Annotated in this window: 21 protein-coding genes and 1 pseudogene; 11 read left to right on the top strand and 11 right to left on the bottom strand. The window is 70.8% G+C overall.

Annotation, left to right across the window (positions count from 1 at the left end; translation table 11 throughout):
- Positions 1-26: 26 nt before the first annotated feature.
- Positions 27-743: a hypothetical protein gene (locus tag A3IC_RS0116885; protein ID WP_020551229.1), complete on the top strand. Its 717-nt coding sequence runs from the start codon at positions 27-29 to the stop codon at positions 741-743.
- A 91-nt stretch (positions 744-834) separates the two neighbouring features.
- On the opposite strand, the gene A3IC_RS0116880 is transcribed toward A3IC_RS0116885, so the two are convergent.
- The gene (locus A3IC_RS0116880; protein ID WP_026218358.1) at positions 835-2,706 is read right to left on the bottom strand and encodes an LVIVD repeat-containing protein; all 1,872 of its coding nucleotides are present in this window, start codon (positions 2,704-2,706) and stop codon (positions 835-837) included.
- A 505-nt stretch (positions 2,707-3,211) separates the two neighbouring features.
- Here A3IC_RS0116880 and A3IC_RS0116875 point away from each other — a divergent pair.
- The 3 genes from A3IC_RS0116875 to A3IC_RS54905 all read left to right on the top strand — a co-directional run bounded on the left by A3IC_RS0116875 (position 3,212) and on the right by A3IC_RS54905 (position 7,228).
- On the top strand, positions 3,212-4,159 hold the full coding sequence (locus A3IC_RS0116875; RefSeq protein ID WP_020551227.1) for a LysR substrate-binding domain-containing protein: 948 nt from the start codon (positions 3,212-3,214) through the stop codon (positions 4,157-4,159).
- Positions 4,160-4,521: 362 nt separating this feature from the next.
- Positions 4,522-5,622, top strand: a complete 1,101-nt coding sequence (locus A3IC_RS0116870) for a fatty acid desaturase family protein (RefSeq protein ID WP_020551226.1) — start codon at positions 4,522-4,524, stop codon at positions 5,620-5,622.
- Between the two features lie 196 nt (positions 5,623-5,818).
- Positions 5,819-7,228 carry an MFS transporter gene (locus A3IC_RS54905; protein WP_020551225.1) on the top strand — a complete coding sequence of 470 codons (1,410 nt, stop codon included), beginning with the start codon at positions 5,819-5,821 and terminating at the stop codon, positions 7,226-7,228.
- Here A3IC_RS54905 and A3IC_RS0116860 read toward each other — a convergent pair.
- Positions 7,200-8,753 carry an ABC transporter substrate-binding protein gene (locus A3IC_RS0116860; RefSeq protein ID WP_245599322.1) on the bottom strand — a complete coding sequence of 518 codons (1,554 nt, stop codon included), beginning with the start codon at positions 8,751-8,753 and terminating at the stop codon, positions 7,200-7,202. The genes A3IC_RS54905 and A3IC_RS0116860 overlap by 29 nt on opposite strands.
- A gap of 271 nt (positions 8,754-9,024) precedes the next feature.
- Between A3IC_RS0116860 and A3IC_RS0116855 the strand changes: the two genes are divergently transcribed.
- Entirely contained in the window at positions 9,025-10,158 is a 1,134-nt protein-coding gene (locus A3IC_RS0116855; RefSeq protein WP_020551223.1) for a baeRF3 domain-containing protein, read from the top strand.
- 163 nt (positions 10,159-10,321) lie between these two features.
- Here the strand turns inward: A3IC_RS0116855 and A3IC_RS0116850 are convergent, their stop codons facing one another.
- Positions 10,322-10,963 (bottom strand): hypothetical protein, encoded by a 642-nt coding sequence (locus A3IC_RS0116850; RefSeq protein WP_020551222.1) that lies wholly within the window; start codon positions 10,961-10,963, stop codon positions 10,322-10,324.
- Positions 10,964-11,080: 117 nt separating this feature from the next.
- Between A3IC_RS0116850 and A3IC_RS0116845 the strand changes: the two genes are divergently transcribed.
- Positions 11,081-11,266 (top strand): DUF5703 family protein, encoded by a 186-nt coding sequence (locus tag A3IC_RS0116845; RefSeq protein WP_020551221.1) that lies wholly within the window; start codon positions 11,081-11,083, stop codon positions 11,264-11,266.
- Between the two features lie 84 nt (positions 11,267-11,350).
- On the opposite strand, the gene A3IC_RS0116840 is transcribed toward A3IC_RS0116845, so the two are convergent.
- From A3IC_RS0116840 to A3IC_RS0116830, 3 genes are all read right to left on the bottom strand, one after another.
- Positions 11,351-11,926 (bottom strand): chaplin, encoded by a 576-nt coding sequence (locus A3IC_RS0116840; protein ID WP_020551220.1) that lies wholly within the window; start codon positions 11,924-11,926, stop codon positions 11,351-11,353.
- A 339-nt stretch (positions 11,927-12,265) separates the two neighbouring features.
- Complete coding sequence (locus A3IC_RS0116835) at positions 12,266-12,505, bottom strand: chaplin (protein ID WP_020551219.1); 240 nt, start codon at positions 12,503-12,505, stop codon at positions 12,266-12,268.
- A 269-nt stretch (positions 12,506-12,774) separates the two neighbouring features.
- The gene (locus A3IC_RS0116830; RefSeq protein ID WP_020551218.1) at positions 12,775-14,103 is read right to left on the bottom strand and encodes a M20/M25/M40 family metallo-hydrolase; all 1,329 of its coding nucleotides are present in this window, start codon (positions 14,101-14,103) and stop codon (positions 12,775-12,777) included.
- A 355-nt stretch (positions 14,104-14,458) separates the two neighbouring features.
- Between A3IC_RS0116830 and A3IC_RS62350 the strand changes: the two genes are divergently transcribed.
- Together A3IC_RS62350 and A3IC_RS70115 are read left to right on the top strand one after the other, a co-directional pair.
- Positions 14,459-15,334: a TIGR04222 domain-containing membrane protein gene (locus A3IC_RS62350; RefSeq protein WP_020551217.1), complete on the top strand. Its 876-nt coding sequence runs from the start codon at positions 14,459-14,461 to the stop codon at positions 15,332-15,334.
- A 436-nt stretch (positions 15,335-15,770) separates the two neighbouring features.
- Positions 15,771-15,890, top strand: a pseudogene (locus A3IC_RS70115) (class I SAM-dependent methyltransferase); the annotation flags it as partial.
- Positions 15,891-16,204: 314 nt separating this feature from the next.
- On the opposite strand, the gene mshC reads toward A3IC_RS70115, so the two are convergent.
- The 4 genes from mshC to A3IC_RS0116800 form a co-directional block, all read right to left on the bottom strand.
- The gene (mshC, locus tag A3IC_RS0116815; RefSeq protein ID WP_026218357.1) at positions 16,205-17,431 is read right to left on the bottom strand and encodes a cysteine--1-D-myo-inosityl 2-amino-2-deoxy-alpha-D-glucopyranoside ligase; all 1,227 of its coding nucleotides are present in this window, start codon (positions 17,429-17,431) and stop codon (positions 16,205-16,207) included.
- A gap of 267 nt (positions 17,432-17,698) precedes the next feature.
- A complete protein-coding gene (locus A3IC_RS0116810) occupies positions 17,699-18,550 on the bottom strand; it encodes an SCO1664 family protein (protein WP_079026487.1) in 852 nt (283 codons plus the stop codon).
- Positions 18,520-19,089 carry a DUF3090 domain-containing protein gene (locus A3IC_RS0116805; protein WP_020551213.1) on the bottom strand — a complete coding sequence of 190 codons (570 nt, stop codon included), beginning with the start codon at positions 19,087-19,089 and terminating at the stop codon, positions 18,520-18,522. Before A3IC_RS0116805 ends, A3IC_RS0116810 begins: the two co-directional genes overlap by 31 nt.
- 352 nt (positions 19,090-19,441) lie before the next feature.
- Positions 19,442-20,167, bottom strand: a complete 726-nt coding sequence (locus tag A3IC_RS0116800) for a histidine phosphatase family protein (RefSeq protein ID WP_026218356.1) — start codon at positions 20,165-20,167, stop codon at positions 19,442-19,444.
- A gap of 226 nt (positions 20,168-20,393) precedes the next feature.
- On the opposite strand from A3IC_RS0116800, the gene corA reads away from it, so the two are divergent.
- Together corA and A3IC_RS0116790 are read left to right on the top strand one after the other, a co-directional pair.
- Positions 20,394-21,368, top strand: coding sequence for a magnesium/cobalt transporter CorA (corA, locus tag A3IC_RS0116795; RefSeq protein WP_020551211.1), 975 nt, complete (start codon positions 20,394-20,396; stop codon positions 21,366-21,368).
- Positions 21,369-21,590: 222 nt separating this feature from the next.
- Positions 21,591-22,214 carry a hypothetical protein gene (locus tag A3IC_RS0116790; RefSeq protein WP_040876742.1) on the top strand — a complete coding sequence of 208 codons (624 nt, stop codon included), beginning with the start codon at positions 21,591-21,593 and terminating at the stop codon, positions 22,212-22,214.
- A gap of 110 nt (positions 22,215-22,324) precedes the next feature.
- Here the strand turns inward: A3IC_RS0116790 and A3IC_RS0116785 are convergent, their stop codons facing one another.
- Positions 22,325-23,374, bottom strand: a complete 1,050-nt coding sequence (locus A3IC_RS0116785) for an LLM class F420-dependent oxidoreductase (RefSeq protein ID WP_020551209.1) — start codon at positions 23,372-23,374, stop codon at positions 22,325-22,327.
- Between the two features lie 316 nt (positions 23,375-23,690).
- Here A3IC_RS0116785 and A3IC_RS0116780 point away from each other — a divergent pair, with 316 nt between their 5' ends.
- A complete protein-coding gene (locus A3IC_RS0116780) occupies positions 23,691-24,671 on the top strand; it encodes an aldo/keto reductase (protein WP_020551207.1) in 981 nt (326 codons plus the stop codon).
- Positions 24,672-25,314: the final 643 nt, after the last annotated feature.

Raw genomic sequence — 25,314 nt, 5'->3', positions numbered from 1 at the left:
TCCGCGTGACCCGGTAGCGTCCGGGCATGACTTTCGACATCCACGCGGAGTTGCCCGCGGCGCTCGCGGATCGGGCCGGAGCCTGGGAGTTCATCCGCGCGTTCGCCGCCGACCGGACCGAGGCGATCGGGGCCGCGGACGGATACGACCCGGCGGAACTGGACGCGAGCGCCGCGCGACTGGGCGTGCGGTTGCCGACCGCGCTTCGGGAGCTGTACGAACTTCTGGGTCGGCGTGGCGACCTGACGAGCAATCACGACGTCCTGCTGGCGCCGGACAGGCTCTACGTCGAGGACGGCGTGCTGGTCTTCCGCGAGGAGAACCAGGGCGTCGCGTGGTGGGGTGTGCGGCCGGACGGCGACGATCCCGCGGTGCTCGCGAGGTACGGCATGGCCGCGCAGCCGGCCGACCCCTGGTCGGCCTGGCTGCCGCGGTTGTCGATGGCGGCGGTGGAGATCGTGCTGTCGGAGATCCTGCTCTTCGACGACGAACTCGTCGAGGCGATCGAACTCGCTCCCGAAGAGATCGACCGACTACCGGAGGAGATGCGGGAGGTGGCGTTCCCCGGGTATCCCGAATGCGACGAACCCGGGAACCGGGTGCGCTGGTTCGCGAGCCCCGATCTGCTGGCCCGCTACGACGGCGCGATGATCGTGTTCCGAGCGCGCACGGAAGAGGACATGGAGTACTTCTTCGACGTGGTCTGCGGCGACGAGGACGACGAGGACGAGCCGGACGCCTGAACCGGCGGCCCGAGCCCGGAAGCACCCGACGCGCCGAGGCCCGGCGTCCCCGCGCGGGACGTCGAGCCTCGGCCGTATCCTTCGGTCCGAATCAGAACCCGCTGTTGCGGAACGGCTCCTTCGGCTTGCCCAGGTTCGGCTTGCCGAGCACGTCCTTGGATGACAGCGCGTAGATGCCGTGGTTGGTCAGCACCCACACGACGTTGCGGTCCCACTCGACGTAGACGCCGTGCGTCTGGTTGCCCATCGCCCACTCCGGGAAGGCGCCGTCCTCGGTGGGCCAATCCTTGGTCTTGGTGCCGAACGCCTTGGGCACGAAGTACGCCTCGATCTCCGGCCGGGCCGGGTTCTTGACGTCGAAGACCTGGGCGCCCGCGTTGTAGAAGCCGTACACGAGCGTGCCGTCGTCGTGCCGGCCCGGGTTGGTGTAGTAGCCGGTGCGCTTGGGCCCGAAGCTGCCCCGGCGCTGGCAGTAGTCGGTGATCCCGGCCGATTTCGGCGGCGTGGGTCGGGGCAACCGGCCGACGATCCGGGGGTTGGCCACGTCCCGCGCGTCGATCTGGTAGATCGGCTTGTACGGCTCGTAGCAGTCCTCGGTCAACGGATAGCCGGAGAGGTAGATCATCCCGGTCTTCTCGTACTGCGACACGTCGATGTTGTCGCCCTCGGTGCCCGCCACCGACGGCGGCAGGTCCACGTGGCCCACCTGACGCATCCTCGCCGGGTCCGAGATGTCGAGGATGGTCATGCCCAGACCGCCCTGGACAGCGAAGCCGTACCGGCCGCCCTGCTCCACCGGCTTGGGGACGAACAGCGACATCCGCGCGCCCAGCCAGCTCGTGCGGTTGCCGCAGCGCGGGTTCTTCGCGTACGCCTCCTCCTCGCCGGTGACCTGACCGGGCAGGTGCCAGGTGTCCAGGAGCTTCGGCCTGGTCGGGTCGGACATGTCGTAGGACTGGTAGCCGGCCGAGTGCAGGTTGGTCGGGTACTCGGTATTGGCGAAGGTGTCGTTCGGCGCGACGGCGATGAACATGTATTTGCCGCCGTCCCAGTACGGCACGTCCAGCGAACCGGAGCCCTGCTGGGCCTTGCCCGGGTCGCTGTCGAGCGGGTTCGGCTGGGTCGAGTCGGTGCTGACGGTCGAGATCAGCCGCCAATCCGCCTTCCTCGGCCCGTCCAGGCGGTAGACCTTGAAGCCCTTGAGCCCGGGCTTGGCGCGCAGTTTCGCCACGCCCTCCGGGTTGCCGTACTTGTCGTGTCCCGGCTCGTCGGTCAGTTCGCTGATCTGCCGCTTGTCCTCGAAGGACTGCACCATCACGTAGGCGTTCAGCCGCTTGTTCCACTGGATCGTGGACGCGCCCCAGTAGTCGCCCGCCGCCCAGGTGCCGTTGGCCTTGAGCTCGTCGCCGCCCACGTCCTCGCGGGACATCCTCTCCACCACCGTGACGTGCTTGACGTCGGTGATGTCGTAGACGCGACCCTCGGAACGGTCGTATTGGAACATGTACCGGCGTCCGCCGAAGTCGACGATGTTCTGCCACGTGTGGAAGAAGTCCGGGGTGAAGTCGTAGCCCTCGTAGGCGGCTTCGACGTTCATGTTCTTCACGTACTGTCTGTCGTCGTAGTCGGCGCGGCGCCCCGGGAAGGGGTGCGGGTTCTCCTCGTCGAGCGGGGTGGACGCGGGGTCCAGGAACGAGCCGTCGAGTTGCATGCCGTAGGCGTTCGGGTCGGCCGGCTGCGGCCGGCGCTCCTGGCAGACGAACGGGATGTTCGGGTCCTGCGCGGTGCCCGCGGCGTTCGCGGTGTGCGGCGCGGAACCGGCGGCGGTGCGGCCGCCGTCGCCCAGGTAGGTGCTGCCGGTGACGGCCACCAGGGCGGCCATCGCGACCGCGCCCGATCTGCCGTATCTCCGGGATCTGCGGGATCTGCCGGCTCCGCTGCCGAGGGTGGGTGTACGGCGCATCTGACGAACCTTCCGACACGGGACAATGACGGGGAAGTGCGCTTGCGTGTGGCGGTGTCGCGCGGGAGCGGGCCGAGACGGGTTCGGCCCGCCGCCGATCCGGCGGGCAACATGGCGAGCGCGCCGCGATGACCGGCCGAACCGCCCTCGTCACCTCTTCGCAGGCGAAGTGCACCTCCTGCGATGGAAACCGACCGGTGACCCCGGATGCTCCGGTGTCACCGCGCGTTGGTCGAGGACCGCGGTGTCGACGGACCGATCGCTCCGCCGCGCGGAACGGGTCGGCGTCGTGGCCGAACAACAACGGCGTGCCGGACTCGACGCGGCACCCGTACCCGATGCCGTGTCTGCGGCATCGGGCGGATGGCTCGTCAAGAAGCCGTCGCCACGTGCATGATGGCTGCGCCGGCGCATGTCCATCCAATGCCGATCCGGCGCCACTGCATCACCAAACAGGTATGCGTGCCCGCCCGGTACGCAGCACCGAACCGGCACGGGAGCCTGCGTGGACCTGCTCGACGGACGCCTGAAGTTTCGGCATCTGACCCTGATCACGGCGATCGCCGAGCACGGGGGAGTCAGCCGCGCGGCCGAGGCACTGCACCTGACCCAGCCCGCCGCGACCCGCACCCTGCGCGAGTTGGAGACGATGGTCGGCGTTCCGCTGTTCGAGCGGGGCCCGCACGGGATGAGCCCCACGCTCTACGGCGATGCCCTGGTCGCCCATGCGCGGGTGATCCTGGCCGAGGTGCGCCGGGCGGGCGACCACATCGCCGGCCTGCGCGAGGGACAGACCGGTACGGTCACCGTCGGCACGCTGCTCGCGGGCACCAGCGTGCTGCTGCCGCGCGCGGTTTCCGCGCTCAAGCGGGACCGGCCCGGGATCACCGTGATCGTTCGCGAGGCCACCTACGACGTGCTGTATCCGCAACTGCTCGCGGGCGAGATCGATGTCGTGGTCGGCCGGCTCGGCCGGGCCGAGGACGCCGGGCGGGTCCGGCAGACCGCGCTGTATCGCGAGCCGATCCGGCTGGTGGTCCGGCGCGGTCACCCGCTTCTGGAAACCGCGCGCGTGCTTGCCGACACGATCGCGCATCCTTGGATCCTGCCGCTCGAACAGACGGCGCTGCGCAGCGAGTTGGCCCAGCTGTTCACCCGCAGCGGGCTGCCGCTGCCGGCCGACCGGGTCGAGTGCACCTCGATCCTGACCGTGCGGGCGCTGCTGCTGGCCACCGACATGATCGCCGCGCTGCCGGAGCTCGTGGTCACCGGCGACGAGCGGCTCGCGGTGCTGCCGGTGCCGCTGGAGTCGGTGCGCCGCACGGTGGGCACCACGCTGATGGCGGACCGGACGCCGACGCCGGCGGTGAGCGCGTTCCTGGCCTGCATCGGCGACCAGGCGGTGGCGCTGCGGGCCGCCCTCGGCGAGGAGGCGGCGCTCGACTCGGACTGAGCGTCGCGGGTGTTCAAGCGTGTGTCGGCCGGTGTGCGGTGTGCGGCGCGTCGGCACGTCGGCGGCGCGACGGTACGGGTCGGTCGATTCCGGGATATTCGCCGGCGGAACGGGTAGCCGGCACCCCGATCAAGATGCGACAGTTCGAATAACGCGGCGACGGTGCCCAGACCCGTGCCGGCCCATACCGGATCGCGCCGCGCGTGTCCATGGTGCTCCACCCCCCTGGCGGGGGGCGCAGCCTGCCCCCGCAATAGGGGGGCTTGTCGGATCGTCCCTCGGACGGGCGGTCAATAGCGTCGAGATGGCGCCAAGCCACCGCGCTCAGCCGACCACCCTTCTTCCAGATACCGGGACGTCCCATGACCTTGACCGCACCCACCCTGGACAATCCGGAGGTATCTCCGCCGCCGCGTCGAGGCAGCGACTTCGCGCCGCTGCTCGCCGACCTCAAGGCGGCCGGACTGCTGGAGCGGCGCACCGCCTGGTACGCCCGGATGATCGGCCTGAACCTGCTCTTCCTGCTCGGCTCCTGGGCCGCGGTCGTGTGGGTCGGCGACTCGTGGTGGCAGCTCGCCATGGCCGTTCCGGTCGCGCTGTTCACCACGCGAGCCTCCTTCGTCGGCCACGACGCCGGCCACCAGCAGATCGCCCGCACCGCCCGTACGCACCGCCTGCTCGCGCTGCTGCACGGCAACCTGCTGATGGGGATGAGCTGCGGGTGGTGGAACGCGAAGCACAACAAGCACCACGCCAACCCGAACCACCTGGAGAAGGACCCCGACGTCTCGGCCGGTGTGCTGGTCTGGGATGCCGACCAGACCGCCGGGCGGACCGGCCTGATGGGCTGGCTGACCCGGCACCAGGCCCGGCTGTTCTTCCCGCTGCTGCTGCTCGAAGGGCTCAACCTCAAGGTCACCGGCCTGATGGCGCTCAAGGAGCGGACCCCGCGCGAGCGCCTGGAGGAGGGCTCGGTGCTGGCCGTGCACTACGCCGTGTACCTCTCCGTGCTGCTGATCGCGATGTCGCCGGTCAAGGCGCTGGTCTTCGTCCTGGTCACGCACGCGCTGCTCGGCCTGCACCTGGGCATGGCGTTCGCGCCCAACCACAAGGGCATGCCGGCGCCCGAGCCGGGCGTGAAGTGGGACCACCTGCGGCGTCAGGTGCTGACCTCGCGCAATGTCGAGGGCGGCCCGGTCACCGACTGGATGCTCGGCGGGCTGAACTACCAGATCGAACACCACCTGGTGCCGAACATGCCGCGGGTGAACCTGCGCAAGGCCCAGCCGATCGTGCGCGCGCACTGCGACCGGCTCGGCGTGCCCTATCTGGAGACGAGCCTGGTGCGGTCCTACCGACAGGCACTGGGCCACATGCACGACGTGGGCGCCTCGCTGCGCGCCGAGCGGACCGGTCAGCCCGAGCACGGCGGGCAGCCCGAGCAGACCGGGCGCGCGGCCTAGGGGCCGCGTCGGAAAGTGGCGGGCAAAGATGCGCGAAGGCGATTGATGTGTTCTACATCTATCCCTAGGGTGGGGCCGACCATCCCCTCCCCACCCTGGAGCGCGTTCCGTGGCCGGCCCCGCCTCAACCCCGCAGGACCCGCGACGACGTTTTCTGGTACCGGTCCTCGGCTCCTGTGGCATCGTCGCCGCGCTCATGCAGACCGTGGTGGTACCGCTGCTCCCGGATCTGCCCGCGCTGACCGGCAGCTCGGCCTCGACGGTCAGCTGGACGGTCACCGCGACCCTGCTCAGCGGCTCGGTGTGCACGCCGCTCCTCGGCCGGGCGGGCGACATGTTCGGCAAGAAGCGCATGCTGGTCGTGGCGATGAGCGTGCTCTCGATCGGCTCGGTGATGTGCGCGCTGACCTCGGACATCGGCGTCCTGATCGTCGGCCGCACCCTCCAGGGCATGGCCACCGCCGTCGTCCCACTGGGGATCAGCATCCTGCGCGACGAGTTGCCGCCGGCCAAGGTCGGTGGCGGCGTCGCGATGATGAGTTCGACGCTGGGCATCGGCGCGGCCGTCGGCCTGCCGCTGGCGGGCCTGATCGTGGACCACGCCGACTGGCACGCGATGTTCTGGGGCGCCACCGCGCTCGCCCTGCTGGTCCTGGGCCTGGTCGTGCTGGTCGTCCGCGAATCGCCGGTGCGCAGTCCCGGCCGGTTCGACGTGGTCGGCTCGCTCGGCCTGGCCGCGTTCCTGGTCTGCCTGCTGCTCGCGGTGTCCAAGGGCACCGCCTGGGGCTGGACGAGCACCCGGACGCTGAGCCTGTCGGCTGCCGCCGTGCTGATCGTGCTCGCGTGGGGGATGCACCAGTGGCGGGTGAGTACCCCGCTGGTCGACCTTCGGGTGACCGCCCGACCGGCGGTGCTCCTGCCCAACATCGCCGCGCTGTTCATCGGCTTCTCGTTCTACGCGAACAGCCTCTCCACCGCCCAACTGGTGCAGACGCCGAAGGAGAGCGGCTACGGACTGGGCGTCTCGGTCGCGATCGGCGGCCTGTGCCTGCTGCCCGGCGGGGTGATGATGGTCGTGCTCTCGCCGATCTCCACCCGGCTGACCGCCACCCGAGGGCCCAGGTTCTGCCTCGGCGTCGGCGCGATCCTGCTCGGCCTGGGCTACGTGGTGCGGATCTTCACGAGCCACGAGTTGTGGAGCATCATCATGGGCGCGACCGTCGTCGCCTCCGGCACGGCGATGTGCTACTCGGCGCTGCCGATGCTGGTCATCCGGGCCATCCCCGCCGCGCAGACCGCCGCCGCGAACGGCATCAACGCGCTGATGCGCACGATCGGCCAGGCCGTGTGCAGCGCGGTGGTGGCAGCGGTGCTCACGTCGTACACGATGTCCGTCGGCGGCCACGTGCTGCCCACCCTGCACGCCTACATGGTCGTCTTCGTGATCGCCGGCGTCGTGGCCGGCTGCGCGCTCGTCGCGTGCCTGTGCATTCCCGAGCCCGCCGGCCCGACGGCCGTGCCGATCCCGCCCGAATCGGCGGGCTCCGCTCCGGCCGTCGAGCCCCGAGCCATCGCGGCTACGCCGGACCCAACCGGTCGAACATGATCAGCCCGTCCTCGAACACGGTCAGGTCGCCCACCTTCGCGTCCTTCGCCCGGATCGCCGCGGTGAATGCCTGCTCGTAGGCGAACATCGGGACGTCCTTGACCAGTTCGCGCTGCACCACGGCGTAGGCGGCCCGCCGGGTCGCCGCGTCGGTGGTGGCCCGCGCCTGGTCCAGCGCCTGGTCCACCGCCGGGTTCCTCCACTGCATGTGGTTGTCCTGGCCCTTGGAGTGCAGGAAGTTGTACAACACCGGCTCCGGGTCGTCGAAGGACAACACGAACTCACCCGCGTCGAACTGCCGCTGGATCTGCACCTTCTGGAGGTATTGGGTGCCCTCCAGGAACTCGGTCCTCATGGTGATGTTCTTCATGTCGGCCACCTGCGCGAGCCAGTACTCGGCGGTCAGATGCGAGCCCGGGCTGTTGTAGGTGCTGTACGTGAAGGCCAGCGGCTTGCCCTCGGCGGCGAGCGCGTCCAGCAGCTGCTGGGCCTCGACCCGGTTGTTCGACGGCAGCGTCGCCTCCGGCGCGGCGAAATCCGAACCCGGGCGCAGGAAGGTGCTCAGCGGTTTGCCGGTGCCGTCGGTGACCACCTTCGCGCGTGCCGCCGGATCCATGATCAACGCGAACGCGCGCCGCGCACGCGGATCGTCGAACGGCGGCCGGCTGGTGTTGAACAGCGTCATGAACCCGCCGCTCTTGCCCTCGGTGAGCACCGGCAGACCGGCCTTCTGGGCGTCGCCGAGCAGCTTGGCCTGAGCCGTGGTCAGCACCTGGGCCTGGTTGGCGGCCAGCATGGCCAGTCGCTGCGTCTGGTCGACCACCGGCTTGAGGGTCAACTCCTTCAGCGGCGGCCGGCCCCCCACCTGCCAGTACTTGGGATTGCGCTCCAGGATCATCTGCTGGTCGCGTACCCAGCTCTTGAGCCGGTAGGGCCCGGCGCCGACCGGCTTGGCGCCGAAGCCCTTGGGGTCGGCCCGGATCGCGGTGGGCGAGCCGATGAACGCGAGGTTGTGCGCGATCACCTTGTCGAAGTGTGCGTTCGGTGCCGGCAGCGTGACCTTCAGGGTCCGGCTGTCGGTGGCGGCTATGCCGAGCCCGGCGACCACGCGCGCCTGCAGCGACTTGTTCGCCGGATCGGCGTGCCGCTCCCAGTTGAACTTGACCGCCTCGGCGTCCAGCGCGGTGCCGTCGGAGAACTTCAGGTCCGGCCGCAGTCGCAACGTCCAGACCCGACCGCCCTCCGCCGCGGTCGCGCTCTCGGCGAGTTGGGGTTGGGCCCGACCGGTCTTCGGGTCGATCCACAGCAGCACGTCGAACACGGCCGCGGCCTGGGTGCCACCGGTGATCTGGGACAGGCTCGCCACGATCGGGTCCAGGCTGCGCGCCTCCTGGGTGACCAGGACGGTCATCGAGCCGCGCGCCGAGCCGCCGGCGCCGTCGTCGGAGCCGCACGCGGCAGTGGTCAGGATCAGTCCGGTCAACGCGGCGAACAGGGCCGCCTGCCGGGTGGGCACGGATCGCACGGTGGTCGCTCCTCGCATGGGCCCACCTGGGTCGGGCAGACCCTGGGTCTCCATGGATGCTGCGTCTGGGGGATCAACGGGGATCAACCTAGGGTCCCTCCTGACTCACCGTCAACAACCGTTCCATGCAGAGTGATCACCGTGCGGCGCGGCGAGGGCGCGGTGCCGGCTGCGGGCCGGTCGGGTGATTGATGCGATTTCCGTGTCGAATCGGGCATAGGACGCTGTGTTTGTCGATGCCATGAGGCCCGAACGCACGCCAGGAGACCGCATGACGACCGCCGCACTGTCGCCGGAACTGCTCGCCGAGCTGCGCCGCCCGCGCGCGTATCCCGCGGTGTCCCTGACGCTGCCCACGCACCGGCGCCGCCCGGAGAACCAGCAGGACCACATCCGGCTGCGGAACGTGTTGGCCGAGGCGGAGAAGCGGCTCGCGGCGGATCCGGAGGTGGCCCGGGAGGCCCGGATCAAGACCGTCGACCGGCTCAAGGCGGCGGCGGCCGAGCTGGATCCCGAGCACTTCCTGGACGGTCTGGTGCTCTACGCCTCGGCCGACGAGCACTTCGCCTTCACCGTGCAGGCGCCGGTCGGTGAGCGGGTGGTGCTGGCGACCACCTACCTCACCCGCAACCTGGTGGCCGCGGCCGAACGACTCACCCCCTACTGGGCACTGGTGCTGAGCGAGCACGACGTGCACCTGTGGCACGGCCGCGGCGACGAGGTGCACGAGGTCCGCGACGGGGGCTTCCCGATCACCTCGGCCGGTCCGGAGCGGGACGGGCCGCCCACGCGCGAGGGCGGCGGCCTGGGCGTGAGCGAGGACTTCCGGCGGTTGCTGAACGAGGCCGACGAGCAGTTGGCGCGTGCGCTCGCCGGACGCGAGGACAAGGTCGTCCTGGTCGGTCTGCGACCGCAGGTGAAGGCGTTCCGGGAGAGCGCCCGCAACGGCGCGCACCTGGCCGAGACCGAGCTGGAGGTCGGCGGCGTGAGCGAGGCGACGCCCGGCCAGTTCGCCGAGATCCTCGCGCCGGCGCGGACCGCGCTGGCCGCGGAGGCGACCGCCGCCGCGTTGCGGGTACTGGACGACGCGCGCAGCGGCAAGCGGTACTCCGGTGGCATTCAGGAGGTGTGGGCGCCCGCCCGGGCCGGCCGCGGCGCGCTGCTGGTGGTCGAGGAGGGGTTGCGGGTGACCGGTCGACTGGTGACGGTCGATCGGACCGGGGAGATCGCGCTCCAGGTGCTCACCGGGCCGCACGCCGAGGACGCGGTACTGGCCGGCCGAGCCGAGGACGACATCGTGGACACCGTGGTCGAGGCGACGCTGGAGGCGGACGGCAAGGTGGTCTTCGTGCCGGACGACACGCTGAAGGACGCCGGCGGCATCGCGTTGGCACTGCGCTACTGAGGCCCTGTCCGGCGGATCTCGGCGGGGTCGTGTCGCAGTGGCCGATTTGCGGGCCCACGCCTCGGCCGGAGATACGACGAGTGCGGCGGCGACCCTTCGGGGCCGCCGCCGCACTCGGTCGACACGGGTGATGCGGGGATCCGCCGACGGCTCGGTCGATCGGTCAGTGCAGGTCCCGCTCCAGCGCCTCGAGGTCGTCCTCGTACGCGGTACTGGTCTCGAACCGATAGATGATGCTGCGCGGATCCGCGTCGTCGAACGGGGCGTCCAGCCACTCACCCGGCTCGGTCGGCTCGATCGCCGACACCCACAGGGTGGAATCGCCAGGTTCCAGGCCGAGTTCCTCGGCGCGCTGGGCGATCTCGTCCGGGTCGTACACGTCGAAGAGCACCGCGACCGCGCTCGACGCGCTGTCCGTGCCGGTGTCGCGCGGGGACGCCGGCGCTTCCGCGTCGCCGGCCTCGGCGTCGGCCCGGCGGGCGTGGTCGACGAGCGTGATCAAGTCCTTGATCGCGTAGTCCCGGCGGATCAGCACGGTGACCGCCTCCGGGTTGGTGGGGCCCTCGTACTCGGTTTCCTCACTGCTGCTCGGCACCTCGAACGGGGTGACCTCGTCGTAGGCGTCGTACAACAACTCGTCGTACGCCTCGGCGGCGGCCGCGAGCGCGTCGTACGCGGCGAACACGGCCGGGTCGCTCTCGCCTTGGCGGGCTTCGACGGCGGCCAAATGGTCGTCGATCGCCGATTTGAGAACGTCCGCGGCGGCACGGACCTGCTCTGGCGTGGGCTGCGCAACACCGGTCATGGGGTGACGTTATCCGCAAGACCCCCACGCGCGCACAATGGTTCACTGATGGCGGAGTCGGAGAGTCGGCAAAAGGCCGGTCACCGCGTCTTTGCGCGGCCGCCGGGGAACGGAAACATGGCGGAATACGAGTTTCGGCAACTGGACATCCCGCGCGGCACCTCCCGGACCGACGCGTGTCGCATCCTGACCGAGCAGGCCGAGTACGGCTACTGGGAGCTGGACCGGTTGCTCCTGCGCGGCGACGGCAGCCGACGAGTGGTCCTGCGGCGCCGGATCATCCGACAGGTGCGGACCATGTGACGGGCCGTCAAACGACGAGGACTGCTCGCCCCTGTCCTCCCAGGGGCGAGCAGTCCTCGAATTCATGCGCTGTGTAGACGGTGCTCAGTCCTGCGCGGGACGCGAGCGCCGGTACAACACGATGCCGCCGAGCAGCAGTGCGGCGCCGATCGGAGCCACCTTGAGCGCGCTCGAACCGGTCTGAGCGAGTTCGGCGCGGCCCGTGGACCCACCGGCGTTGCCGCCGGCCATCCCACCCGTGGTGCCGCCCGTGGTCCCGCCGGTCGTGCCACCGCTGACGCCACCGGTGGTCGGCGGCTTCTTGGTGGGCGGCTTGTGGGTCGGCGGGTGGTTGGTCGGCGGGTGCGTGGTGGGGGGCTTGTGCGTCGGCGGCTTGTGGGTCGGCGGCTTGTTCTGCGGAGGGTGCGTGGGGTGCGACGCGTTCACGCAGTTGTTGCCGAACGCCGGGTTCAGGGCGCCGATCACGTTCACCGTGTTCCCGCACACGTTCACCGGAACGTGGATCGGGACCTGGATGTTGTTGCCCGAGGCCACGCCGGGGGAACCGACGGCCGCGCCATCGGCCGCACTGCCGGCGTTGGCGACGCCTACCGCCGCGGACGCGAGCGCGCCCGTGGTGGTGATGACGACCAACAGCCCCTTCTTTGCGAACTGGTGCATGTAAGTACCCCTGTGTCTCTCTCGCGAGGGGCGGGGGACGATGACCCCGCACGGACGTCAACGAGAGCCGACACAGGAGGTCACCGAAGCGGGATCGATTCGCTCGTTCGGCTGAGTTTCGGGATCCATTTTGCAACCAGGTATTGATCGCTTTTGGATACTTTTCATCCCGGTCGAGCGCTTGACTGAACGATGGCGTCGTCGGCCGAGGCGTGCCCGCGGAGCGCCGGCGAGCCACCCGGCGGAGGTGTGCCGAGCCCGGGTCACCACACAGCGGGACGGCCCCGAGACCATGAGGTCTCGGGGCCGTCCGCACGCCAACGAGCGTGTGGGCCTGGATCAGGCGTTGATGCAGGTGTTGCCGAAGGTGGGGTTCAGCACACCGATGATGTCGACGGTGTTGCCGCACAGGTTGATCGGGATGTGGATCGGAACCTGGATGTTGTTGCCCGAGAGCACACCGGGGGAGCCGACGGCCGCACCCTGCGCCTCGGAGTCCGCCATGGCGCCACCGGCGCCGGCGAGCACGATTCCACCGCCGGCCGCGACGATGAACGCGACCTTGCCCATCTTCTTCATGATTCTTTCGTCCTCCTTGTCGACACCACGACGCGCTTGCGCGCCGCACAAGGGGAAACGAGGGGATCCGGCGGAGGCTACGCGTCGACCGAGGTATTCACCCGTTCGGGCTCGATCCCGGGAATGCCGGGCCTCGGCGGCCGGGCCGGCGCGCAGCCGGGGTGCCGGGAGCGCTCCCGGACCCGACCACGCGCCGGGCACCCAGGCGTTGTCGAGGCTCATGCCTTGTCGAGACTCATGCGTTGTCGGGGCTCATGCGTTGTCAAGGCTCATGCGTTGTCAAGAAAGTGGTCCAGCACCCGTACGCCGAACTTGAGACCGTCCACCGGAACCCGCTCGTCGACGCCGTGGAACATGCCCGCGAAGTCGAGGTCGGCCGGCAGCTTCAGTGGTGCGAAGCCGAAGCAGCGAATGCCCAGATCGGCGAAGGACTTCGCGTCCGTGCCGCCGGACAGGCAGTACGGCACCGCACGCGCGGCCGGGTCGTGCGCCCGCAGTGCGGCCGACATGGCCTCGACCAGCGCGCCGTCGAAGCCGGTCTCCAGGGCCTGGTCGGTGTGCACCGTCTCCCGCCGCACCCGCGGACCCAGGACCGCGTCGAGTTCGGCGTGGAACTCGTCCTCGAAACCCGGCAGGAACCGGCCGTCCAGGTGCGCGGTGGCCTGTCCGGGAATCACGTTGACCTTGTATCCGGCGTTGAGCATGGTCGGCTGCGCGGTGTTGCGGATGGTCGCGCCGATGATGCTCGCGATCGGGCCCAGCCGCTCGATCGTGGACTCGATGTCGTCCGGGTCGAGTTCGATGCCCAGCGCGTCCGAGATCTCGTCCAGGAACGCCCGCACCGTCTTGGTGACGCGGATCGGGAACTTGTGTCGACCGACCCGGGCGACCGCCTCGGCCAGTTCGGTGATCGCGTTGTCCTTGGCGATCATCGACCCGTGCCCGGCGGTGCCGTCCACGATCAGCCGCATCCAGTCCATGCCCTTCTGGGCGGTCTCGACCAGGTACAGCCGCAGATCGTCGTTGACCGTGAAGGAGAACCCGCCGACCTCGCCGATGCCCTCGCTGACCCCCTCGAAGAGGTCGGCGTGGTTGTTCACCAGGTGCCGCGCCCCGAAGAGGCCGCCGGCCTCCTCGTCGGCCACGAAGGCGAGCACGATGTCGCGCGAGGGCAGTCGGCCGGTGCGCACCCGGTCGCGCAGCACCGCGAGCACCATCGCGTCCATGTCCTTCATGTCGACCGCGCCGCGACCCCACACGCAGTCGTCCGCGACCTCGCCCGCGAACGGGTCGTAGGTCCAGTCCGCGGCGTTGGCCGGGACCACGTCCAAGTGGCCGTGGATCAGCAGCCCGGGCCGGGACCGGTCGGTGCCCTCGATCCGGACCACGGTGCTGGCCCGGCCGCGCTCGGATTCGTAGATCTGCGGTTCGAGGCCGACCTCGGCGAGCTTCTCGGCGACGTACTCCGCGGCGGCGCGCTCTCCCGGACCCGAGCCGTCACCGTAGTTGCTCGTGTCGATCCGAATCAGATCGCGGCACAGGTCGACGACCTCGTCCTCCGCGGTGGTGGTGGGCTGGGGACGGACAGCCTCCGTCATGACGGGCTCCTCGGGGAAGGCGGAACGGCACGTGTGTACGGGTGTACCACCATCCTGCACCCGCGTGCGGAGCCGGCATGGCCCGGGCGGCCTTCTGACGACCAGTCAGTTGAGTGGGACGGCGATCGGCTCGGCCGGACACGCGAGGGGGCCGCGGCGAGGGGCCGGACGAAAGCCTCGGTGGCGGCCTCGGTACGAACGTAGGGAGATGCCTCTGACCGGGTGGAACGACCCGCTGCTACCTTCCGGATCAGGCCGAACAAGCCGAACACCGAACAAGCCGAACACCGAACAAGCCGAACAACTCGAACAAGACACGGCAAGCCGCGAGTCGGACCATCGGGAGGGACGTCGCATGAACGGCACCGCGTGGGGCCTGACCGGTCCCGAATTCCTCAAGCTCTACGGCGGCATCCTCGCCGGTCTGATCGTCCTCGCGATCGTCTTGCGGATCGTGATGGCCTGGGCGATCCGAGGTCAGGCGAGCCGGGCACCGCTCGGCGCGTACGACGCCGCCTACCTCGCGGGCGGACCCATCCGGGTCGCCGAGACCGCGGTGGCCTCGCTGATCACCGAGGGATACGTGCACGTACAGCGCGCCGGTCAGGTCACCGCCGCGACCGGATCGCGGCCGACCGACCCGGTCGCGGCGGCCGTGATGGACTGCGTGCGCACCACCCGGGGCACCCGGCTCGCGCTGCTGCGGGTCTGGCGACGCAGCACCATGCTCGCCGAGATCGAGGGCAGCCTGGTCGAGCGCGGACTCGTGCACTCCCGGTTGGCCCGGCGGATCGGCAAGGTGCCGCCGCGGCTGATGCTGGTGCTCGGGCTGGTGGGTATCGCCCGGTTCGTCAATGGCATCGCGCACGGCAGGCCGATCGGATTCCTGATCCCGCTGATCGTGCTCACCTTCATCCTGACGGGCGTGGTCAGTACGCCGTTCCGGGTCACCAGGGCCGGCCGCAGGGCACTGCGCGAGCTGACCACGCAGCTGCGCGCGGACCGCAGCTCCGGGGCCCTGCTCGGCGCCGGCGCGTTGGCGGGCCTGTTCACGGTGGCCTGCCTGGGCATGGCCGCACACCCGGACCCGGACGCCAGGACCGCATTGGTGGCCTACGGCGGCAGCAGCAGCGGTGGCGGCAGCGGCGGGGACGGCGGCGGGAGCAGCTGTGGCGGGGGAAGCAGCTGTGGTGGCGGTGGTGGCTGTGGTGGCGGCGGCTGCGGCGGCTGATTCGCGCGATCCGCGCCCATCCGTGCATCACGCGGCTGCGAACTCTCCACACGACAACGCGAATCCGGCACGGCGCACGTGAGTGCTCGGACTCCGACAAGGTGATCGGCCCGGCGGGATCGGGGACGGCGACAGAGCCGACCCGACCGCCGGGCCGATGCCTTTCCGCCCGCCGCGTGCGATGCGCCCGGGCGGCACGCCGTGATCGGACCGGGCCTCGCCGGTCCGACCGCCCCACCCGAACTGCGGTCCGGGGACTCGGACATCACCCTCGGTCGATCCCTCCGTGATCGCGACTTCTCGCCCTGTTCTCGCAACACGTCGTACTGCCGGTGACGTTCACGGTCCGGTCTCGCTCGGGCATACCCGCCACCCTCTCGTCGGCCCGGTTCGATGCGGGTGACCACTTCGCCGACACACCGGGCCGATCCGTCGGGAGGCGTTGGGCTTCGACCACGTGTTCCGCCGGATGTGGAACCTGTACCTGTCCTGGTCCGAGGCGGGCTTTCGGTCCGGGTATCCGGACGTGCGGCAGTATCTGCTGATGGAGGCGTGACCGGGGGCGGGAGCTGCCCGATCGCGGGCGCAGTCGCGGGCGCGGGACGGCGGCCGACTCGAAACTCCCTCGCGGACCCCTCGGAAGATGAGGGCTTCCCCTGAAGTGCCGGGAGTGGCGCACGTGATCTGCTGGGGGCGCGGACGGGGAACCGCTCCGGTCGGCCGTCGCGGGGGTGTGGCCGGGTGGAGCGGTGATCGCATATCCGCCGCCGCGAAGGAGTCGGTTTCGCATCGGCTCGTCGCGAACGAAGGCCCCGACCGGGCAATCCCGGTCGGGGCCTTCGTTCGCGACGAGTTGCGGCGACCCTCGGTTCAGAGGGCCACGCCGAGGATCGCGTCCAGGGCGCGTGAGGCCACGCCCGGGGCGGACATGTCGTCGCCGCCGTCGGCGAGTTGCCGGGCCGCCCACGCGTCCATCGCGGCCAGTGCGCCGGGCGCGTCCAGGTCGTCGGACATGCGTTCGCGGATCGTGGCGAGCAATTCGGTGGTGTCCGGCCCGTCCGGGCGCCCGACCGCCGCGCGCCAGGTGGCGAGCCGCGTCTGGGCGTCCGCCAGGACCTCGTCGGTCCACTCCCAGTCGCTGCGGTAGTGGTGGGCCAGCAACACCAGGCGAATCGCCATCGGGTCCACGCCTTCGCGGCGCAGCTTGGACACGAACACCAGGTTGCCCCGCGACTTGGACATCTTCTCGCCGTCCAGCGCGACCATGCCGGCGTGCGCGTATGCCTTCGCGTACGGCACCTCGCCGGTGACCACGTGCGCGTGCGACGCGCCCATCTCGTGGTGCGGGAAGACCAGGTCGCTGCCGCCGCCCTGCACGTCGAAGCCCATGCCCAGGTACTTGAGCGCGATCGCCACACACTCGATGTGCCAGCCGGGGCGGCCCGCGCCGAAGGACGCGTCCCAGGACGGCTCGCCGGGCCGCGCCGCGCGCCACAGCAGTGGGTCGAGCGGGTCCTTCTTGCCCGCCCGCTCCGGGTCGCCGCCGCGCTCGCCGAAGATCTCCAGCATCCGGGCGGCGGTGTAGCCGGAGACGCCGCCGAAGCTCTCGTCCGACGCGATCGAGAAATAGATGTCGCCGTCCACCGAGTAGGCGGCGTCCTTGGCGAGCAGGTCCTCGATCAGCGGCACGATCAGCGGGATCGCCTCGACCACGCCGATGTAGTTGGTCGGCGGGAGCACCCGCAGCGAGGCCATGTCCTCACGGAACAGCGCGGTCTCGCGCTGCGCCAGCTCGACCCAGTCCACGCCGTCGCGCTCGGCCCGCTCCAGGAGCGGGTCGTCGACGTCGGTGACGTTCTGCACGTAGTCCACGGCGTGGCCGGCGTCCCGCCAGACCCGCTGAAGCAGATCGAACGCGACATATGTGGCGGCATGCCCCATGTGGGTCGCGTCGTACGGAGTGATGCCGCACACGTACAACCGCGCGACCGGTCCCGGGGTGATCGTCACAAGATCGCGCACAGAGCTGTCGTGCAGGCGCAGGGACGCACCCTGACCAGGGAGAACGGGGAGCTCGGGTGCAGGCCAGGCATACATACGTATGAGACTAACGTCCGCGGGGGCGGAAGATCTTCCAGGGTTGGCGGACTTATTTCCGCGTCTTTGCCGAACGGCGCGCGGCCGCGGCGCCGGCGATCGGTCCTACCACCGGGACGGGGCGTGGGGTGCGTCCCGGCCGCGGGGACGAGCGGGTGACGATCCGTACTGCCGCGCGGGCCGAGCCCGTGGCCGGCCCCGACCCGCCGCGCGCGAGTCCGGGCCCCGCCGGACCGGGTGCGTAGCCGGCTTCACCCTCGCCCGTGCTCAGATCGGCGGCCAGGGGATCACGTGTCGGCGGCCGTCCGGCTTGGGGAGCCGGTCCTCGGTGAGCAGAACTCTCACCCGTTCGCGGGTCGCGGCCACCTCGTCCGGTGTAATCAGCTCGCCCAGCCGCACGCCGAGCGGCCCCGCCAGGTCGGTCGCCAGCGACGTGAGCGCCGCGCGCGCGGCGTCCGGCAGCGGCTCGCCGGCCCAGCCCCACAGCAGCGTGCGCAGCTTGTCCTCGACATGGAAGCAGACGCCGTGGTCGATCCCGTACACGTGGCCGTCGGGACCGGGCAGCAGGTGGCCGCCCTTGCGGTCGGCGTTGTTGATCACCGCGTCGAACACCGCGATCCGGTGCAGCGCGTCGGCGGCGGCGTGCACGAGCAGGGCGGGCTGCTCCGTGCCCTGCTCGTCCGGGACGACCACGTGCGCGATCGGCTTCCAGGCCGGGCCCGGGTCCACCGCGGGCAGGATCGCCACCGGCTCCGGTTCGTCGTCGGCCGGCGTGTGGTCGATCCACAGTTGGCACATGCCCGCGCCGTACGGCCCCTCACGGAACACGGTCGTCGGCACGATGTTCCAGCCGAGCGCCTCGGACACCTCGTAGGCGGCCACCTCGCGCCCCGCCAGCGTCCCGTCCGGGAAGTCCCACAGCGGCCGCTCGCCCGCGACCGGCTTCCACACGCACGGCAGTGACACTCCGTCCAGCGTCGCCACGCAGTACAGCGTCGCGTTGGAGGCATCCTCCAGACGCGCCCGCACCGCCAACTCGCCGCGGCGCAACAGCTCCGGGACGGCCGCGGCGTCGAGAACCGTGTCGGTCAACGCCGGTACCCGTTGGCGCGCGGGCAGATGTGGCCCTCCGGGTCCATCGGCAGCCCACAGAACGGGCAGGCGGGCCGGCCCGCCGCGACCACGAGCAGCGCACGCTTGGCGAACGCCCGGGCCTGACCGCCGGTGAGCCGGACGCGAAGCAGCGGCGGGCCGTCCTCGTCGTCGTCATCGCCGAGCAGGGTGTCCTCGGGAGAGTCGTCGTCGGGCACCTGGGCCTGCGCCTCGACCACGAGCCGCTCGTCGTCGGCGTCCCACGCGAGCGCCATCGTGCCGACCCGGAACTCCTCCAGGATCGGCGGCAGCAGCGGTCCGGAGTCCTCGAGTTCGGCGGGGGTCACGGCCGGCACGGCGGTCTCGCCACCGGTACGACGAACCAACTCGTCGAGCAGTTCGTCGACGCGTTCGGCCAGGACGGACACCTGGGTCTTCTCCAGGGCGACGCTGGTGACGCGGCCGGCGGCGGAGGCCTGGAGGAAGAAGGTTCGCTGGCCGGGCTCACCTACGGTGCCGGCGACGAACCGCTCCGGGGGGTCGTACAGGAAGACCTGGCGGGGCACGAGCTGCTCCGTGTTTCTGTCGAGAGCGGGACGGGGTGGGTGGTGGTGCCGGGGTGGCGCCGGTGGCTGTGCCGGTGGCGATCCGTCGGCGGGTCGAGCGCTGCTCGGCCGGTGGGTGGTCGGGTGGGCGGGTGGATGGTTGGGCGCTTCGGTGCGGCGGATGTGCACCGGGTCGGGCCCGGTGTGGGCCCTGCGTGGGCCCGACGTGAATCCTGCACGGTTATATCCGCCGGCTCCGGGGCGGTATTCCCGGGTGATCCTGCCCATTCCTGCCGGGTTCGATCTTGTCCGGGTGTTCCCGCCGGTCGGGGTCGGCGAGGGCGCACGGGGGGAGTACGCCCTCCCCGGCACCCTACGGCGCGCCGGCCCCGCCGCCCACCACCGCGTCACCGGACCCGGACGCGTGCCGCCCGTCGGGCGCCGGCAACAGGCCGGCCACCGAACCGCCGGTGTCGTTGAGTCGGCCGACGCTCGGCCGCTGCCCGCCGTACGTGATCACCGTGAGCGAACACGGGTCGACCTGGATCCGCTGGAACAGGTCCAGGTGCATCCCGAGCGCGTCCGCGACCAGAGCCTTGATCACGTCGCCGTGCGAGCAGACCAGATACATCGCGTCCGGGCCGTGCTCGGCGGCGATCCGCGCGTTCCATTCGCGCACCGCGTCCACGGCCCGGGCCTGGGTGGTGCGCAGCGCCTCGCCGCCGGGACCGGGGAAGGTGACCGCGCTCGGGTGGACCTGCACGGTCTTCCACAGCGGATCCTCGGCGAGCTTCCCGAGCTTCTGCCCGGTCCAGTCGCCGTACCGACACTCGCCGACCCGCTCGTCCACCTGCGCGTCGGCGTCCAGCGCGAACTTGGTGCCGAGCCGGGCCGCCAACACCGCCTCCGAGGTCTGCCGGCACCGCTCCAGCGGACTGGTCACCACGGCCGCGAGCGGAACCTCGGCGATGCGCTTGCCGAGCGCCGCGGCCTGTTCCTCGCCGCGCTCGTCCAGGAACACCCCCGGCGTCCAACCGGCGAGCACCCCCGTGGAGTTGGCCGTGGTCCGCCCGTGCCGAACAAAGAGCACCGTCGTCATGGACGTAAGCCTATGCGCCGGCCCGGGACGGACCGGAGCCGGTCGGAAGTGGCACCCCGGGACGGGGCGGGCTCGGCGCGCCGCGCTCGCGCCCCCGGTCGGTGCGTGCCGCCGCCCGGGGCGGATGCCTCCGAGCGTCCTCCGAGAGCGTCCTCGGAGCGGGCCCACCGGTGTACGCCTTTCGAGCCCGGCAGCCTCGCCGTCGGGCAGCCGGCAAAATGGCCCGGTGATCGTCGACTGCGCCATTTATGCCAACGGCCGCCGGACCCAGGGCCCCGCCGACTTCTCGGATGCGTTGGACCAGGCCCGGCGGGTCGGCGACTCGTTCCTGTGGATCGGGCTGCACGAGCCGACGCCGAGCGAGTTCGATCTGGTCACCAGCGAGTTCGGGCTGCACCCGCTCGCCGTCGAGGACGCGCTGCACGCGCATCAGCGACCCAAGCTGGAGACGTACGACGATTCCATCTTTCTCGTGCTCAAGACGCTGCACTACTACGACGAGACCTCCTCCGTGGAGACCGGCGAGCTGATGATGTTCGTCGGCGACTCGTTCGTGGTGACGGTCCGTCACGGGCCGGGCGCGGAGCTGAAATCGGTTCGGCGTCGGGTGGAGAAGCAGCCCGAATTGCTCAAGCACGGCCCGGGCGCGGTGATGTACGCGGTGGCCGACGCCGTCGTGGACGCCTACCTCGCGATCGCGGGCGAGTTGGAGACCGACCTCGAGGAATTGGAGGCGCGGGTCTTCTCGCCCAGCCGCGAGAACGACGCCGAGCGCATCTACCTGCTCAAGCGTGAGGTCCTGGAGTGCCGCCGCGCCGCGCTGCCGCTGATCGAGCCGATACGCAAGCTGGCCACGGCGGACGTCGCCTTCGTACCTGCGGAGACCCGGCCCTTCTTCCGCGACGTGGCCGACCATGTGACCAGGGTCACCGAACAGATCGAGTCCTTCGATCGCCTGTTGTCCGACGTACTCGGCGCGCACCTGGCGCAGGTGGGCGTCCGGCAGAACGAGGACATGCGCAAGATTTCGGCGTGGGCGGCGATCTTCGCGGTGCCGACGATGATCGCCGGCGTGTACGGGATGAATTTCGACCACATGCCCGAACTCAAAACGGTATGGGGCTATCCGGGAGCGGTCGCCCTGATGGTGTGCTCGTGCATCGTGCTGCATCGCATGTTCCGCAGGAGCGGATGGTTGTAGCGCCGGGGCGGGACGTGGCCTTTGTCGCTTTCCGCTGTTTCTCTTCGTGTCCTTTGCCGCGCACGGTCGTTGAACCGCATACCGGCCGTGGCGGGGACGCACTGGACTCCCCCGCCGCGGCCTGATTTCGTTCCGTGATCGATCAAGCGGTGGACCCTGGCGCCGCCCACGCCGGACTCTCGTAGGCTTCTGCTTGTACAGACGCGGCGGAAGCAGGTGGGGATGTTCGGCAAGTCGGGCAGGCAGCGCACATCGGGTACGCGCCCGGCCCAGGTTCCGGGGGCCGGAGCCGCCGGGGCCGACTGGTCCTCGCACACCCAGCTGGAGGACGCGGTTCGGTCCTACCTGCTGCATCCGGACGTGGCGCTGGAGGCGTTGGGCTCGGTGCTCGGCCGGCGCCCGGTGCGCGGATTCACCCTCGAACGGGTCGTGGACATCAACGCGAACGGCACCTCGGTGTGGCAGGAGGCCGCGGTCTGCGACGACCGGCGGCTCGTGCTGTGGCACAGCGAGGACATGACCGACCCGTCCGCCCCCGGCGGCACCGTGTTGGATTCCTCCGTGCAGGTGATTCCGCTGGGTTCGGTGTCGCACGTCGGGATACGGACGCTGGTCGGCACCGACCCCGACGGACGACGCCAACTGCGCGGCGCGTTCGTGTTCCTGGCCACGCCGACCCTCCAGGAGGTGGCCACCGTGCGCGGTGAGGACGGTGCGTCCACCGGCCGCTTCCGGCAGGAGGCGTACCGGTTCAGCAAGTCTCTGGAGGACGGCGGACCGGGGCAGATCCGCCGCCTCCTCGATTTCGCCGAGGTGATCGCGGCCCGGGTGCCGGGGCCGCGCTGACCGGGCGGTGTGTCGGCCGGCGGGCCCGAAGCGTGGACCCGCCGCCGTTCGACGGCTTCGGCTCGGCCGCGACGGCCGGCCCGGCGGGCCGGGCCAGGCCGCCGGATCTGTCAGGAACCCGTACCGGACAGTTCCAGGGCTTCGGCGGCGATCCGGAGCGCGGCGACCCGTTCGTCCAGGGTGGTGCCGTTCGGCGCGATCGTCAGCGTTGTCACACCCGTGTCCGCGTACGCCTGCATGCGTTCGGCGATCCGCTCCTTGCCGCCGAGCAGACTGGTCTTGTCGATGAAGTCGTACGGGACGGCCGCGCCGGCGCCCGCGTAGTCCTTGGCCAGGAACTTGTCCTGGATCTCCTTGGCTTCGGCCTCGTAGCCCATTCGGACCGCGAGCCGGTTGTAGAAGTTCTGGTCCCGGCTGCCCATCCCGCCCACGTACAACGCGGCGTAGCCGCGTACCTGGTCGGCCGCCTGCCGAGGGTCGTCGCCGACCACGAGCGGGACGGTGGGCACGATGTCGAAGTCGGTCATCGCCGGACCGGCCTTCTCCCGGCCCGCCCGGATGTGCACGAGCGATTCCTCGGCGTGCTCCGGCGCGTAGAAGACGCCGAGCCAGCCGTCGGCGATCTCGCCGGTCAGTTCGAGGTTCTTCGGGCCGACCGCCGCGATGTACAGCGGGATGTGCTCGCGCACCGGGTGCACGGTGAGCTTGAGCGGCTTGCCCGGGCCGCCGGGCAGCGGCAGCGTCCAGTTGGCACCCTGGTGGTCGACCCGCTCGCGGCGCATCGCCTTGCGGATCACCTCGACGTACTCGCGGGTGCGCGCGAGCGGCTTGTCGAACTTGACCCCGTACCAGCCCTCGGACACCTGCGGCCCGGACACGCCCAGCCCGAGTCGGAAGCGACCACCGGAGAGCACGTCCAGCGTCGCGGCGGTCATCGCGGTCATCGTGGGCGTCCGGGCCGGGATCTGGAAGATCGCCGAGCCGACGTCGATCCGCGTGGTCTGCGCGGCGACCCAGGACAGCACCGTGGCCGCGTCCGATCCGTAGGCCTCCGCGGCCCAGCAGACCGCATAACCGAGACGGTCGGCCTCCTGGGCCACCGCCAGGTTGTCGGCGTCGTTGCCGGCACCGAAGTATCCGAGGTTGATACCGAGTCGCATATTCGCGGACCCCCTGTTGGGCGTGGTTCGAACCGATTCGAGGCGGTTCGACTGATGTGCGGCGTGGCCGTGCGTGGTGATGCGGTGCTGTTCTGGTGCTGCGCGTGGTGGCATCGCCGTGTTCGTCGGGTGGATCGTCGTGCTGTTCGGTGTCGTTCGTGATGCCCGGGTGGGCGGGCGATCCGGGCGAACCGAGCAGGTCGCCTCGGGCGACCATATCGTGTGACCTACCCGCCGGTAACCTGCTCGGGCGGCATACCCCCGAACGGCCCCGCCAACGGCGGCACGGGGGAGGGAACGACTAGTCTCCGGTGCCATGGAGCAGCGACATCTCGGCCGCACCGGCCTGCGGGTCTCCCGCATGGGCCTGGGCACCATGACGTGGGGACGAGACACGGACGAGCACGACGCGGCCGACCAGATGAAGGCATATCTGGACGCCGGCGGCAACCTCGTGGACACCGCCGACGTGTATGCCGACGGCGAGGCCGAGTACATGATCGGCCGACTCCTGGACGGGTACATCCCGCGCTCGGAACTGGTCATCGCGACCAAGGCCGCGAGTGTGCCGTACAGCGAACGCCGCTTCGACGGCTCGCGCGGACACCTGCTCCAGGCCCTCGACCACTCGCTGGCCCGCCTCGGCACCGACCACGTCGACCTGTGGCAACTACACGCGTACGACCCGTCGACGCCGCTGGAAGAGACCCTGCACGCGCTCGACCTCGCGGTGACCAGCGGCCGGGCCCGCTACGTCGGCGTCTCCAACTTCTGCGGCTGGCAACTGGCCAAGGCGGCCACGTGGCAATCCGCCGCTCCGGGCCGGGTGGTCGTGGCCAGCACCCAGATGGAGTACTCCCTACTCCAACGCGGCATCGAACGCGAGGTCCTGCCCGCCGCCCTCGACCTGGGCGTCGGCCTGCTCCCGTGGTCTCCGCTCGGCCGAGGCGTGCTGACCGGCAAGTACCGTCACGCCATGCCCTCCGACTCCCGAGGCGCCTCCGCCCACATGGGCCCCTTCGTCGCCCCCTACCTGGACGAGCACTCCCGCCGCATCGTCGACGCCCTCGCCACCGCCGCCGACGGCCTGGGCGCCGCGCCCATCGAGGTGGCCCTCGCCTGGGTCCGCGACCGCCCCGGTGTGGTCGCCCCGATCGTCGGCGCCCGCAACGCCACCCAACTCCGCGCCTCCCTGGCCGCCGAAACCGTCGTCCTCCCCACCGAGATCCGCTCCGCCCTCGAAGACGTCTCCCAACCGATGACGGGCTACCCGGACCACACTTGGAGCCAGGCTTAGGCGCGAGCTTCGGGCGCGGCGCGGCGCGGCGGGATGCGGCGCGGTGAGGTGGACGACGCGGACGGCGTGAGTGGTGTGGGGCAGCGTGGGTGATACGAGTGGTCCTGGCAGTGTGGGTGGCGCGAACAGTGTGGGTGACGCGAGTGGTGCAGACGGCACCGGCGGTGCGGGTGAAGCGGATGGTGTGGGCATGAACGGCGACGGTTTGAACAGCGATGCGGAGGATGCGGCCGAGGACCGAGCCGCGTCCCCGGCGTCCCCGGCCGAGCCGCATCCCGAGGCCCGAGTCGAAGCCGGGCCCGACGACCGCGAGGACCGATCCGGAACCTCGGCCGAGGCCCCGGTCGAGGCCGGCCCCGAGGATCGATCCGCAGGCCGGCCCCGGGGCGAGGGCGAGAGCCGGTCCGCGGCTGCGACGGCACGCAGGACCGTCGAGCCCGCCTCTTCCGTCGCGCGGGCTGGTTCGGCCGGCGTGTCCGACAGCCGACCGAAGCCCGATCCGGTGGCCCTCCTGCGCGACCAACTCGCAAGATTGGCGCGCGGCGAAGCCCCGACAGTCGTCGGTGGCGTCACCCACGTCGACCCCCCTCACCCCGCCGGCGCCGAGCGTGCCCGCAGACGTACTGCTCTGGCTGCGGAAGCC

This window comes from Embleya scabrispora DSM 41855 (assembly GCF_000372745.1).
Taxonomy (GTDB): Bacteria; Actinomycetota; Actinomycetes; order Streptomycetales; family Streptomycetaceae; genus Embleya; species Embleya scabrispora.
This window is presented reverse-complemented; position numbering and strand designations above follow the sequence as displayed.

What these genes read in the sequence shown, in the direction of transcription:
- A3IC_RS0116885 (WP_020551229.1), top strand. Translation starts at nt 27, where the DNA reads ATGACTTTCGACATCCACGCGGAGTTGCCCGCGGCGCTCGCGGATCGG.
- A3IC_RS0116880 (WP_026218358.1), bottom strand. Translation starts at nt 2,706, where the DNA reads ATGCGCCGTACACCCACCCTCGGCAGCGGAGCCGGCAGATCCCGCAGA.
- A3IC_RS0116870 (WP_020551226.1), top strand. Translation starts at nt 4,522, where the DNA reads ATGACCTTGACCGCACCCACCCTGGACAATCCGGAGGTATCTCCGCCG.
- A3IC_RS54905 (WP_020551225.1), top strand. Translation starts at nt 5,819, where the DNA reads ATGCAGACCGTGGTGGTACCGCTGCTCCCGGATCTGCCCGCGCTGACC.
- A3IC_RS0116855 (WP_020551223.1), top strand. Translation starts at nt 9,025, where the DNA reads ATGACGACCGCCGCACTGTCGCCGGAACTGCTCGCCGAGCTGCGCCGC.
- A3IC_RS0116850 (WP_020551222.1), bottom strand. Translation starts at nt 10,963, where the DNA reads ATGACCGGTGTTGCGCAGCCCACGCCAGAGCAGGTCCGTGCCGCCGCG.
- A3IC_RS0116845 (WP_020551221.1), top strand. Translation starts at nt 11,081, where the DNA reads ATGGCGGAATACGAGTTTCGGCAACTGGACATCCCGCGCGGCACCTCC.
- A3IC_RS0116840 (WP_020551220.1), bottom strand. Translation starts at nt 11,926, where the DNA reads ATGCACCAGTTCGCAAAGAAGGGGCTGTTGGTCGTCATCACCACCACG.
- A3IC_RS0116835 (WP_020551219.1), bottom strand. Translation starts at nt 12,505, where the DNA reads ATGAAGAAGATGGGCAAGGTCGCGTTCATCGTCGCGGCCGGCGGTGGA.
- A3IC_RS0116830 (WP_020551218.1), bottom strand. Translation starts at nt 14,103, where the DNA reads ATGACGGAGGCTGTCCGTCCCCAGCCCACCACCACCGCGGAGGACGAG.
- A3IC_RS62350 (WP_020551217.1), top strand. Translation starts at nt 14,459, where the DNA reads ATGAACGGCACCGCGTGGGGCCTGACCGGTCCCGAATTCCTCAAGCTC.
- mshC (WP_026218357.1), bottom strand. Translation starts at nt 17,431, where the DNA reads ATGTATGCCTGGCCTGCACCCGAGCTCCCCGTTCTCCCTGGTCAGGGT.
- A3IC_RS0116800 (WP_026218356.1), bottom strand. Translation starts at nt 20,167, where the DNA reads ATGACGACGGTGCTCTTTGTTCGGCACGGGCGGACCACGGCCAACTCC.
- A3IC_RS0116790 (WP_040876742.1), top strand. Translation starts at nt 21,591, where the DNA reads ATGTTCGGCAAGTCGGGCAGGCAGCGCACATCGGGTACGCGCCCGGCC.
- A3IC_RS0116785 (WP_020551209.1), bottom strand. Translation starts at nt 23,374, where the DNA reads ATGCGACTCGGTATCAACCTCGGATACTTCGGTGCCGGCAACGACGCC.
- A3IC_RS0116780 (WP_020551207.1), top strand. Translation starts at nt 23,691, where the DNA reads ATGGAGCAGCGACATCTCGGCCGCACCGGCCTGCGGGTCTCCCGCATG.